This is a genomic window from Streptacidiphilus alkalitolerans, assembly GCF_042511045.1.
GTDB lineage: Bacteria > Actinomycetota > Actinomycetes > Streptomycetales > Streptomycetaceae > Streptacidiphilus > Streptacidiphilus alkalitolerans.
This window is the reverse complement of sequence record NZ_JBHEZX010000023.1, coordinates 1-12,258: the sequence shown is the minus strand read 5'-3', so window position 1 is coordinate 12,258 and position 12,258 is coordinate 1. Positions and strand designations below refer to the sequence as shown.

Sequence of the window (12,258 nt, the reverse complement as noted above, 5' to 3'; positions counted from 1 at the left end):
CGTGCGGCCGAGCGACGGCGCCGACGCGTGCGTGATCGCCCTGGACGTCGGCGGGACCGGCATGAAGGGCGCGCTGCTGGACCGGGAGATGCGCGCGCAGGCGACCATGCGCTTCCGAACCCCGCGCGCGGACGGCCCGGACGCGGTGCTGCGCAGCATCGCCGACGCCCTGCGGGAACTGCGGGACCGGGCCGGCGAGCGGGGGCTGACGGTCCGTAGGGCGGGCGTGGTGGTCCCCGGCATCGTCAGCGAGGCCACCGCCCGCGCGGTCTACTCGGCCAACCTCGGCTGGCGGGACCTCCCGCTGGCCGAGCTGCTGGAGGCCCGCTGCGGGCTGCCGGTGACGCTCGGTCATGATGTCCGGGCGGGCGGCTTCGCCGAGGCCGTGCTCGGCGCCGCCCGAGGGGTCCGTGACGTGCTCTTCGTCGCCATCGGCACCGGGATCGCCGGCGCCCTGGTCCAGGACGGGACGCCGCTGTCGGCGGGCGGCCACGCCGGTGAGATCGGCCATCTCGTGGTCGCTCCGGACGGTCCGGCCTGCGGCTGCGGCAACCGCGGCTGCCTGGAGACGCTGGCCTCCGCGGCGGCGGTCGCGGCCAGGTTCACCGCCCGGTCCGGCCGGGAGGTCGACGGGGCCCGCGGGGTGGCACAGCTGCTGGTCCGGGGCGACCCGGACGCCCGCGCGGTCTGGGAGGACGCCGCCGAGGCCCTGGCCGTGTCGTTCGCCGCGGCGGCCACCCTGCTCGCGCCCGAGCTGATCGTGGTCGGCGGCGGCCTCGCCGAGGCGGACGAACTGCTGCTGTCGGCGGTCCGCTCCCGGCTGGACCCGCGGCTGCCGTTCCAGCGGCGGCCGGCCCTGGTCCGGGCCCGACTCGGCGACACCGCGGGGTGCCTGGGCGCGGGCCTGTACGCGTGGCGCGCGGTGGACGCGGGCGACCGCGCCGGGGTCAGGCCCGGATCACCTTGATCCGGGCGGCCTCGAAGGCCTGGACCGTCTCGGCGCTCGCGGCCGTGTCGGTGACCAGGACGTCCACCTCGCTCAGCGGGCAGATCCGGGCGAACGCCCGGCGGTCCAGCTTGCTGGAGTCCGCCACCACGACGACCAGCTCCGCCCGGCTGACCATCAGCCGGTTGATGGTCGCCTCGCCCTCGTGGTGCGCACTGGCGCCCAGGTCCACATTGACCGCGTCCACACCCAGCACCACGATGTCCAGGGCGAGTTGCTCCAGCACGCCATTGGCCAGCGACCCGGTCAGCTCATAGGACTGCGGCCTGGCCACGCCCCCGGTGACGACGATCTTCACATGCGGGCGCACCGTCAGTTCCGCGGCGATGTTGAGGGCGTTGGTGACCAGGGTGATCTGCGCGTCCGTCCCCTCGGTCTGCAGGTCCGCGCGGATCGCCAGGGCGCGGGCGACCTCGGTGGTGGTGGTGCCGCCGTTCAGGCCGACCACCGCGCCGGCCGGCACCAGCGCCGCCGCAGCCGCGCCGATGCGCTGCTTCTCCCCGGCGCGGCGGGCGGTCTTGTAGCGCAGCGGCAGGTCGTAGGAGGTCGCGTTGGCGACCGCGCCGCCGTGGGTGCGGGTGAGCAGCTGCTGCTGCGCCAGGTGGTCCAGGTCGCGCCGGATGGTCGCCGCCGAGGCCGAGAGCTCCTGGGCGACATCGTCCACGTCCAGGGTGCCGCCGGTCGCCAGCAGGTCCAGGATCGCGTTGAGCCGCTCGTGCCTCTTCATGCTCTCTCCCCATCAGACTCAGGCGATCACCATAGCCTGTGCGCGGTTCTGCTCCTTCGGGGACATTTCCTGCACGTATCACCACCGTGGTTGTTGCCCGCCGGACACGCGTTGTTCAGGAGGCGTGTGTGCAATGGAGCGGCTGGCAGGGCCCGTGCTGTCCGTCCGGCGGCATAGCATTTCGCGGTGTCGGCAAGCTCACAGCCCGCCCGCGTGCGCGCGGGTGCGCGGGGCCGGATGATTGCCCTGCCGGGGGGCGGGGGCGGGACCATGGAGGCGTGGGTGCGTTCCGAAGGACCGGGCACCGACCCGGGCGAGGCCGAGGCGCTGCCGGCGCCCGGCTCCGCCGGTGCCGTCGCCCTGCGTGCCCTGCTGGCCGACCGGGCCCGGCTGGCGCTGCTGGACGAGGCCGCCGAGGGGATCGGCACCAGCCTGGACCTGGAGGCCACCTGCGCGGAGCTGGCACGGTTCGCCGTGCCGCGGTTCGCGGACCTGGCGAGCGTGGAGATCCTGCCGCCCGAGGCGCTGCCGACCGGGCTCACCCTCGGATCCGGTCCGCTGCGGGCCCGGCGCACCGCCCTGGAGGCGGTCCCCGCGCTTCGCCGCCGACTGGCCGACCCGGTACCGCCCGGCGGGTGGGTGCGGCACCGGTCCGGCTGCCCGACCTCGCAGTGCCTGGAGAGCGGCCAGGTCTTCCTGGGCCACCAGCGTCCCGGCGGTGCGGACGGGCAGGGCGCCCGGCCCGAGCAGCACGCCTCCTGCGAGGCCGGGGCCGGAGCCGGCTCCGGGTCGGTGCTCGTCGTCCCGCTGCGGGCCAGGGGCCGGCTCATCGGCGTGCTGTCCCTGCTCAGGTCCGCGCAGGGCACCCCCTTCGACGAGGACGACACCGTCACGGTCCAGGCGGTCGCCGACCGGGCCGCCCGGAGCATCGACAACGCGCGCCGCCACGCACTGGCGCAGGACCTGACCATGGAGCTGCAGCGGGCGCTGCTGGCCGAGCCCGGCAGCCCGCACGCCAACCTGGAACTGGCCTCCCGCTACCTCCCGTGCGGGATGTCCGCGATGGTGGGCGGCGACTGGTTCGAGACCATCCGGCTGTCCTTCGGCCGCACGCTGCTGGTCATCGGCGACGTCATGGGCCACGGGGTGGAGGCGGCCGTGGACATGAACGCCTACCGCACGCTGCTGCGCTACGTCGCGGCCACCGACCTGCCGCCGCACCGGATCCTGCGGCAGCTGGACCACCTCACCTCGCAGAGCGACGCCACCCGTCCGGCCACCTGCCTGCTCGCCCTGGTGGAGCCGGCCCGCCACCGCTGCACCTTCGCCAGCGCCGGCCACCTGCCGCCCACCCTGCTGCGCCCGGACGGCCCGGCGCAGCTGCTGGCGGTGCCCACCGGGCCCCCGCTGGGGACGGGTCTCGGCGACTACCAGGCGGTGGTCTACTCACTGGATCCCGAGCAGGTGCTGCTGCTCTACACCGACGGCCTGGTCGAGCGGCGCACCGAGGACATCGACGACTCCCTGGCCAGGCTCACCCGCCTGCGCCGGCTGCCCGGGGGCGAGCCCCTGGAGGACCTGCTCGACCAGGTCCTGGCCACCGTCGCCCCGGCCGCGCCCGACGACGACATCGCGGTCCTCGCCGCACGCATCCGCGTCTGACCGGAGCGGCCCCGTCCCCGGAGGACGGCCACGGCGGGCACGTGACCGTGCCCGCCGTGGCCGTCCTTGAGCTAGGGGTCAGGCGAAGTAGCCGCTGCAGTCGACGACCAGGTCGATCGTTCCACTGCTGTGGTTGTAGACGGAGAACTGGTCGGTGGTGCCGGTGGGAAGGAGCGCGAGATTGGCCATGTTCGTGCTGGTGTCCCAGTTGAGGTTGGAGGTGCTGGGCTGGGTGCCCCCGGTGGGATAGGCGACGGCGTTGCCGTTCTGGGCGTTGTCGGTCACGGTGAGCATGGCGACCAGGGTGGGTGTGGTCACGGTGGTGATCTGCTGGGTGCTCGCCGCGGTGCTGACGTAGGTGCCCAGGCTGGGCACCGGTGCCACCGCGTTGGTACCGGTCCCGTTGCGGGTGTCCACCATCCGGGTGGGGTTGACGGTGTGGAACTTCTGGCCGTTGGTGTCCGTGGTGTAGTAGCCGGCGATGTCGACGATGACGTCGGCGGTGCTGCTGTGGTTGAAGATGGTGATGCTGCCGCTGCTGCTGAGGGGGACGTCGGCGTCCGTTGAGGCGAGGCCGATGGTGTTCGCGGCGGTGTAGCTGAGGCTGGTGAGCGTCGGCGCGGTGGTGCCGGTGGGGTAGACGCTCAGGTAGCCGTTGCCGGTCTGGCCCGCGGCGGTCAGGTTGAGCGCGACCGCGGTGGCCGTCGCGGGGACGCCGTTCGTACCGGTGACCTGGAGCGTGAAGGAGGTGCTGGCGGCGACCAGGCCGGTGGCGTGGAGGTTGGTGTTGGCCACGCTGGTGCGGGTGTCCAGGGCGCGCGACGCGACCGGCAGCGGGGTGTAGGTCTGGTCACCGACCAGGCCGGCGTCACTGGTGAAGTAGCCGGTGAGGTCCACGACCAGGGCGACGGTGGTGCTGCTGCTCGCGGCGTTGTAGAGGTCGATCCTTCCGTCGGCGCCGACCGGGACGATCTGGTACCCGGTGGTGGTGTTGTTCGCGGTGTAGTTGGTGGACGAGGTCAGCGGGTGCTGGGTGCCGTCGGCGTACGTGGTGACGAATCCGCTGCCGGACTGGGCGGTCACGGTGACGTCGATCGCCACGGCGGTGACCGAGTTGGGGATCCTGGTGGTGGTGCCGCTGACGGGTGCCACGGTCAGGCCGCTGATCTGCAGGGCGGTGGTGGTGCCTCCGGCGATGCTGCTCGCGCCCACCGGAGCCTTGGGGCTCGTGTTGGTCACGCCGGGGCCGGTGGCCGTGCGGGTGTCGAGCACCCGGGTGGCGGTGATGGACTGGTGGTAGCTCGCCGGAGTGTAGGGCTGGGCCGGCGGCAGCGCAGCCGCGGACCAGGTCTTGACCTGGGCCAGTCGGCCGGTGACGTAGTCCGTCACCGTGCTGCCGATCTGGTCGGCGCCGACCCGGAAGCCTCCGCCGGCCCCCGTGGCCGGGGCGGTGTGGGTGCCGGTGGCCACCAGGACGTCGTGGACGTACAGGCTCATGGTCTTGGTGGTGTGGTTGTAGCTGGCGGTCAGGTGCGTCCAGGAGCCGAGTTGGACGCTGCCGCCGGTCACGTCGTCGAAGGTCGCGGCGGTGCCGGCACCGGTGTTGAGGCTGAACTTCCAGCCGCCGCTGGTGGCCAGCAGGCGCAGGCCGGAGTCGGCCGTCCCGTCCTGGGACACGACGGCGCCGTACGCGGTCGGATCGGCCCAGGCGGAGACGGTGAAGTCCTTGGTCAGGTCGATGGCCTTGGCGCTGGTGGCCAGGGTGTCGTGGTCGGCTGCCGTCAGGGCCACGTCCGGGCTGAAGGGGTCGCCGGTGTTGGCACTGACCCCCGAGGTGCCGGTGAGGTTCAACGGGGTGCCGCTGGTGTCATCGGCTGCGGTGGTGGGGGCGGTGGCGTCGGCGCCGTAGTCGTTGAGCTGCCAGGCGTGGGTGGCCGTACTGGGGGTGGACGGCGCGGTGGTGGTGACGACCGGGTGGTCGGCCAGGGCGGCGGGGAGGTAGGCAGTGGTGCTGCCGGTGGCGGGGTCGGTGGCCCACAGGTCGGGAACGCCGTTGCCGTTGAAGTCGGCGGCCCGCAGGATCCGGTTGGTTCCGGTGTTCCATCCGGACGAGTCGATGGTGTACTGGCCGGCGGTCGTCAGGGTGGTGCCGGTCGTGGCGGACAGGGTCAGGCCGGTCCACAGGTCCAGTTCACCGGTGGTGGGCTTCCACAGGTACAGCGCCGTCCCCGAGGAGAGCTGCGCGGTGGCGATGGTCCAGCTGTTCCAGTCCTGGGTGCCGTCGGGGGTGTTCAGCGCACTGAGCGCGAAGCAGCCGCCGTCCTGGCACATCGGGTCGAATGCCGCGTCGCCGGTGTAGCCGTTGGGGGTCTGCGTGTAGAACAGCACCAGTTGGTTGTTGACCGTGGCCAGGACGTCGGGGATCCCGGTGTTCTGGCCGCTGGTGTTGCCGGCCGCGGCGATCTGGGTGGCGGTGTTGCCGGACGCGTCCTCGAAGGACCCAGCGCTGATCGTGAACGGTGCGGAGCCGGACCCGGGGTCGGTGGGATCGCCCGTGGTCAGCGACCCGTTGCTGCCGTCGTTGCAGACCACGCTCCCGCCGCCGGCGTTGGCACCGGTGGGGAAGTAGGCCAGCACGTCCTGCTCGCCGTAGCCGCAGAAGTCGCCGCTGACGGCCTGTGCGCCGTTCCAGTCGGCCGGGCTCACGGTGGTGCCCAGGCCCAGGCCGTTGGCGCCGATGTTGGTGCCGTTGGGGGCGACGGTGCCGTTGGCGCTGCCGCCGGCCAGCCACAGGCCCGGGGGCAGTGCGGTGCTGGCGTTCCCGGGCACGATCAGGTCGGGGAAACCGTCACCGGTCAGGTCGCCGTCCTTGGCGGCCGGGTTGAGGGGGCTTCCGTCGAACCAGGCGGTGACCGGTGAGCCGAGGTTGCCGCCGGGGGAGAGGGCGCTGACGGTCAGGGTGTTGACCAGCCGCTCCAGCCGCACGCTGACGGTGGCGCCCGCGCTGGCCGACACCGTCTGCGGGGGGTCCTGGTTGACCTGGTAGATGTACCCGGACACGGTGCTGCCGCCGGTGGGCGGGGCGAGGTTGAACGAGCAGGTCGAACCGACGGCCTGCACCGATCCGGCCGGGACGTCGAGGGTGGGGCAGGTCACCGTGTCGGTGGGCGGGGTGGGGTTCGGGGTGATGGTCGGCGCACCGGGCTGGGTCGGGTCCCAGCCGAAGGTGCACGGGGCGGACCAGGCGGAGGTCAGCGTGCCGTCGGTGGTCTGTGCGATCCAGCTGAACGAGGTGGCCGCACCGGCGGCCTGCGCCTTGTAGAACGCCTCACTGGGCGTCAGCACGGCGACCTGCCCGGAGGCTCCGCCGTAGGTGTCGGAGGCGATGCCGTTGGCCGTGGTCAGCAGGTTGGTCTTGGCGGTGTCACTGGTCTTGTACAGGTGGAACGTCGTGGTCAGATGGGCCTTGGTGACGGTGGACACCGGCGCGTAGAGCGCGACCGCGGTGTCGCCCAGGGTGGTGCCGGAGCAGTGCGTGGCCGGCGAGGTGTACAGGCCGCTGGGGGTTTTGGGGGTCTGGTCGTAGGTGACGGTCAGTTGGGCGGTCTTGGGGTCGAACTGCTTGAAGGCGTAGTTGTCGCTGTGGTCGGCCGCCCGCAGGACCAGGGTCTGGGTGGATTTGGGAGTGGCGCCGTTGATGTCGTTGTTGATCTGGGTTTTGACGACGAAGGGCGGGGTGCTGTTGGCGGGGCAGCTGGAGTTGTAGCCCAGCGCGAAGGAGTGCGAGTCGACGCTGCTGCCGAGGTTGTTGACCCAGGCGTTCCAGGTGGCGTTGGCGGAAGTCAGGACCTGTGTGGGGGCGTAGATGTTGACGGTCTGGTTGTGGCCGGAGGTCGGGCAGGCCCAGGAGTGGTCCTCCTTGATGCCGAAGGTGGCGGCGTAGATCGTGGCGCCGCGCAGGGTCGTGAGGTCGATGGGGAAGTCGAAGATGCTCATTGCCTCCCCCTGCACGTCGCCGCTGTTGCCGACTTCGGTGTCGCCGGTGTAGGAGACGCTCTTCTTCCAGTAGCTGTCGCTGGCGACTCCCGCACCGGGGCTGGACCAGCCGGTGTTGCCGTACTCCGGTGACAGGGTGGGGTCCAGGTAGACCGGCCAGGTGGTGTCCGGACCGGTCAGCAGCGCGCTGGGCGCGTCCAGCACGATCGCGCCCGAACCGGTGTGGACCTTCAGCTGTGCGACGTGCGCACTGCGGCCGGGGGCGTGGAAGGTGGAGCTGGGGGCCTGTGCGGCGGCGTTGACGCGGGGAGCTGCGGTGATCGGCTGATGAGTCGTCAGGCTGCCGCTGGTGGAGGTGAATTCGGCTGCGGCCGGTGGCGTGCTGGAGTCCCAGGCGCGGGGGGCGGGTGCGGTGTAGAGGGGGTGGCCGGCGGTGTCGGTGACGGCGAGGTTGCCGGTGGTGTCGGACTGGACCTTCAGTCCGGGGGTGGTGGTGGTGCGGGTGGTGAGGAGGGTGGTGAGTTGGGGGTTGCGGGCGGCTGTGGGGGTGCGGACGGTGAAGACGTCGCTGACGGCGCCGTCGGTCTGGACGGTCACCGTCAGGTCGATGCCGGGCAGGACGTCGGTGTAGAGGGCGCTGGGTCCGGACAGGGTGGGGTGGGGGAGGGTGACGGGCAGGGTCAGGGAGATGCCCTGGCCGCCGGTGTAGAGGGAGGCGAGGGGGGTGGTGCCGCCTCCGGACAGGACGACCTGGTTCAGGGAGGCGGCGGGGGACAGGGTGCCGTCGGGGTTGGTCCTGAGGGTGGCGTCCAGGTTCGTCCACTTCCCGTGCTGGCGCACGCGGGTGGGGACGGCCGACTCGGTCAGGGTCAGGGTGCCGTTCGGGTTTGCCTGGGTCAGTGAGGTCTGCGAGGTCAGTGAGGTGACCTCGACCGGCTTGCCGGTGGACTTCGCGCGCGCGGCGGCCTGCTGCGCGGACAGCAGCCCTGCGGGTGCTGCTGCGGGGGCCGTGGCCTTGTCGGCGGCTGCGGCCACAGCTGTGGGCGCGGTGGCGGTGAGCGTAGCCGCGGCGAGAGCGGCGGCGAGCAGCGCCGTCACCCCTCTACCGTGCGCGTGCAAACGTCGTTGTATCGTCATTGCCCTTTTTGTTCCTATCGGCCCGAGCCGGGGCGCAGGTCGCCCTCGTGTTCGTGAGTATTGCCGAGCCCGAAGCCCTGTGGATCGATCTGGATACGGAACGACGGGCCAATAGTCGGATTCATGACTTTCGTCGTCGAGTCTTGGCTAAATCTTTGCCGATTGACTGGGGAGGGATATCGCAAATGGTACGTGACCATGAAGAAGCTGGGCTTTTCGTCCTCGGCGCCGAGTGCGCGGCTCCGCTGCGGGGGAGTTATGTCGGAATTCTCGATCTGGACCGAGTCGTTCCGGATGAGATTGGGTTGCTGCCGGTGGGATCCTTTGCCGGGTAAATTCAAGGTATGGGCGAATTATGCTCGGAGGCTGTTTTCCGGATTCCCCTCTGGCAAATTCCCGTGACTGCTACGGTTCGCGTGATCAACGCTCGCGAGATGGTCATCGGGACGCAGGGGGCAGTGGTGAAGGCCAGGCTTTGGTGGAGTGGGCACCGGTTGGTGTGGGTGCGGGTCGCGTTGCTTGTTGCGGCGGCGTTGATTGCCCAACTCGGGATCTCCTCCACTGCGTTGGCTGCTCCTGCGGTGGCGGTGGCGGGTGTGGCGCCGAAGCCGGCGTTGGGTCATCCGGTTCCGGTGACGGAGGTCAAATCCAAGGCGGCAGTTGCGCCGAAGCGGCCGAAGAATTACACCGCGACTGCGGCTGCGACGCGTTTTCCGGCGTCTTCGGCCGGGACGGTGCCGTTGAAGCAGGCGGCGGCGAAGGGGCATACGGCTGGTAGCCCGGTGTGGGGGCAGGCGGTCCCGGACAAGAAGGGCGCCTACAGCGGCCCGTCCTCACTGGGCGTGAAGGTGCTGGCCCATAGCGCGGCTGCCGCTGTCGGTGTCAGCGGGGTCCTTGCCCAGGTGACGCCGTCGGGTGCGGGGCGTGGTGCGGTGCGGGTGGGGGTGGACTACTCCTCCTTCGCCCAGGCCTACGGCGGTGACTACGCCTCACGTCTGCACCTGGTCAGCCTCCCGGCCTGCTCCCTGACGACTCCTCAGGTGGCGGCGTGCCGGGTGCAGACGCCGCTGGCGACGTCCAATGACGCGTCGGCGAAGTCCCTGTCCGCCACCGTGACCCTCGGGGCGGTGGTGAAGCCGCTGTCCGCGACAGTGGCCCCCGCTGCGCAGAGCGGCGCCATGGTGATCGCGGCGACGGCGTCGGTGTCCTCCGGCGACGGTGGCGGTGCCGGTGGCCAGTACGGTGCGACCTCGCTCAAGCCCTCGGGTTCGTGGACGTCTGGCGGGTCGTCGGGTTCCTTCGACTACTCCTACCCGATCACGGTCCCGCCGGCGGTCTCGGCCCTGGCTCCCAGCCTGGGCCTGTCGTACGACTCGGGCAGTGTGGACGGGCAGACCGCTTCCACCCAGTCGCAGTCCTCGTGGATCGGGGACGGGTGGTCGATGGGTGACTCCTTCATCGAGCAGTCGTTTGTGACCTGCGGGGACGATCCGGAGGGGGTGACGCTGCCGGCGGCGGACAAGACCGGTGACATGTGCTACGACGGGCCGTTGCTGACGCTGTCGCTGAACGGGTCCAGCACCCAGCTGATCTGGGACGCGACCAAGGGCACCGGGGGGACGTGGAAGCCGGCGAGCGACAACGGCGACGTGGTCAAGCACGTGACCGGCAGCAACAACGGCTCCGGCACGTACAACACGGACTACTGGACTGTCACCGACCGCTCCGGCACCGTCTACCAGTTCGGCCGCAACCAGCTGCCGGGCTGGACTTCGGGCAAGCCCACCACCAAGTCGGTGGACTACGAGCCGGTGTACTCCGCCAACCCGGGTGACCCGTGCTACTCCGCCTCGGGGTTCACCTCCTCGGTGTGCACGATGGCCTACCGGTGGCACCTGGACTACGTCACCGACCTGCGCGGCAGTGCGATGTCGTACTACTACGGGCAGGACACCAACTACTACGCCGAGGACAACGGCGCGCACACCAACGTCCCCTACATTCGGGACTCGCACCTGGACCACATCGACTACGGCTTCACGGCCGGCAACGCCTACGGGACGGTGCCGGAGAAGGTGGTCCTGACCGCCGGTGAGCGCTGTGTGTCGGGCACCTGCGACCCGTTGAACGCGACCAACGCCCCGAACTGGCCCGATGTGCCGTTCGACCTGGTCTGCGCGCAGGGGGCGACCTGTACGAGTTACGGGCCTGCGTTCTTCTCGACGTTGCGGTTGACGAAGATCGAGACGGAGCAGTGGAACGGGACGAAGTACAACACGGTCGACTCGTGGGCGCTGGGGCAGTTGATTCCGACGACGGGGACGTTCAACACCTCGACGCTGTGGCTGAACACGATCACCCACACCGGTGACGACACCACCGCGGGCGGCCCGGCCGTGACGCTGCCGCAGGTCTCGTTCACGCCGACGATGCTGGCGAACCGGGTGAACTTCACCACCGGTGTCGGGGCGGGGCTGGGGCCGTTGAACCGGTACCGGATCGGGGCGGTCACCACCGAGACCGGCAGTGTGATCAGCGTCAAGTACGAGCTGAACAACCCCTGCACCGCGGCCGGTGTCGCCTCGCTGACCCCCTCGACGAACACGCTGTCGTGCTTCCCGGTGGTGTGGGCGACCAACGGAGCCCCCTATACGGACTGGTTCAACAAGTACGTGGTGCAGTCGGTGTCGCAGTCGGATCCCTCGGGCGGGTCGGCGGGGCTGTTCACCGGGTACAAGTACGTCGGTGGGGGTGCGTGGCACTACGACGACAACGAGTTGGTGCAGGCGAAGTACCGTACCTACGGGCAGTGGCGCGGTTTCGGGGATGTGCAGACCCGGACCGGTCAGGGCACGGATCCGCTGACGGAGTCGGAGAGCTGGTACTACCGGGGCATGGACGGGGACTGGCTCTCCTCCACCTCCAACAGGTCGGTCTCCCTGACGGACTCGCAGGGCGGTAAGCACACCGACAGTGACCAGTTGGCGGGGAATCCGCTGGAGTCGGCGACCTACACCTACGACGGCGGGCCGGTCGACCATTCGAGCATCAACTCGTACTGGGTCTCCCCGGCCACGCTGAGCCGCACCCGCAGCGGGCTGCCGCCGTTGACCGCGAACGCGGTGGGGCAGGTGGAGACGTGGAGCCGGCAGGCGCTGACGGACACCTCGCCCACGATCTGGCGCACCACCGAGTCCGACAGCAGCTTCGACACCGACCCGAGTTCGCCGACGTTCGGGATGGAGTTGTACTCCTTCTCCCACGGTGACCTGGGCCTGGTCGGTACCGGGTCCTCGCAGGCGACCTGCACCCGGACCGTGTACGCCCCGGCGAACACGGCGTTGAACCTGGTCGGGCTGGTGGCCGAGACGGAGACCGACGACAAGCCCTGCGGCGGCACCTCCCCGGGTGGTTCCAGTGTCCCGACTGCGGCGCAGGTCAACGCGCTGACCGCGCCGACGGGTCTGAACAAGGCCACTGACGTGGTGTCGGACACCCGGACGTTCTACGACAACCCGACCCTGGCGGCCACCTGGCCCCAGCCCGCCTCCTTCACCTGGCCGCAGGCCGCGCCCACGTTGGGCGACGACTCGGTCGAGCAGGACGCGACCGGGTACAGCGGGGGTGCGTTCACCTACAAGACCAAGTCCGCCACCGTCTACGACGCCTACGGGCGTCCCACTGCCGCGTTCGACGCGAACGGGAACGAGACCGACACCTCGTACACCAC

The 12,258-nt window shown here is 70.7% G+C and carries 5 protein-coding genes and 1 pseudogene; 4 read left to right on the top strand and 2 right to left on the bottom strand.

From position 1 onward, the window contains the following. The first annotated feature begins 1 nt into the window (after position 1). Positions 2-967, top strand: coding sequence for an ROK family protein (locus ACEZDG_RS33975; RefSeq protein ID WP_380517596.1), 966 nt, complete (start codon positions 2-4; stop codon positions 965-967). On the opposite strand, the gene ACEZDG_RS33970 is transcribed toward ACEZDG_RS33975, so the two are convergent. Next, positions 948-1,733, bottom strand: a complete 786-nt coding sequence (locus ACEZDG_RS33970) for a DeoR/GlpR family DNA-binding transcription regulator (protein WP_380517594.1) — start codon at positions 1,731-1,733, stop codon at positions 948-950. The two genes, ACEZDG_RS33975 and ACEZDG_RS33970, sit on opposite strands and share 20 nt — an antisense overlap. A 282-nt stretch (positions 1,734-2,015) precedes the next feature. On the opposite strand from ACEZDG_RS33970, the gene ACEZDG_RS33965 reads away from it, so the two are divergent. After that, entirely contained in the window at positions 2,016-3,395 is a 1,380-nt protein-coding gene (locus tag ACEZDG_RS33965) for a PP2C family protein-serine/threonine phosphatase (RefSeq protein ID WP_380517591.1), read from the top strand. A gap of 78 nt (positions 3,396-3,473) precedes the next feature. Here the strand turns inward: ACEZDG_RS33965 and ACEZDG_RS33960 are convergent, their stop codons facing one another. Further along, entirely contained in the window at positions 3,474-8,489 is a 5,016-nt protein-coding gene (locus ACEZDG_RS33960; RefSeq protein ID WP_380517588.1) for a hypothetical protein, read from the bottom strand. Between the two features lie 92 nt (positions 8,490-8,581). On the opposite strand from ACEZDG_RS33960, the gene ACEZDG_RS33955 reads away from it, so the two are divergent. Next, positions 8,582-8,863 carry a hypothetical protein gene (locus ACEZDG_RS33955; protein ID WP_380517585.1) on the top strand — a complete coding sequence of 94 codons (282 nt, stop codon included), beginning with the start codon at positions 8,582-8,584 and terminating at the stop codon, positions 8,861-8,863. A 447-nt stretch (positions 8,864-9,310) separates the two neighbouring features. After that, positions 9,311-12,258: pseudogene (locus tag ACEZDG_RS33950) on the top strand (RHS repeat-associated core domain-containing protein); the annotation flags it as partial.

Bases quoted from the DNA above. Each gene is read 5' to 3' on its own strand.
- ACEZDG_RS33970 (WP_380517594.1), bottom strand. From the start codon at position 1,733: ATGAAGAGGCACGAGCGGCTCAACGCGATCCTGGACCTGCTGGCGACC.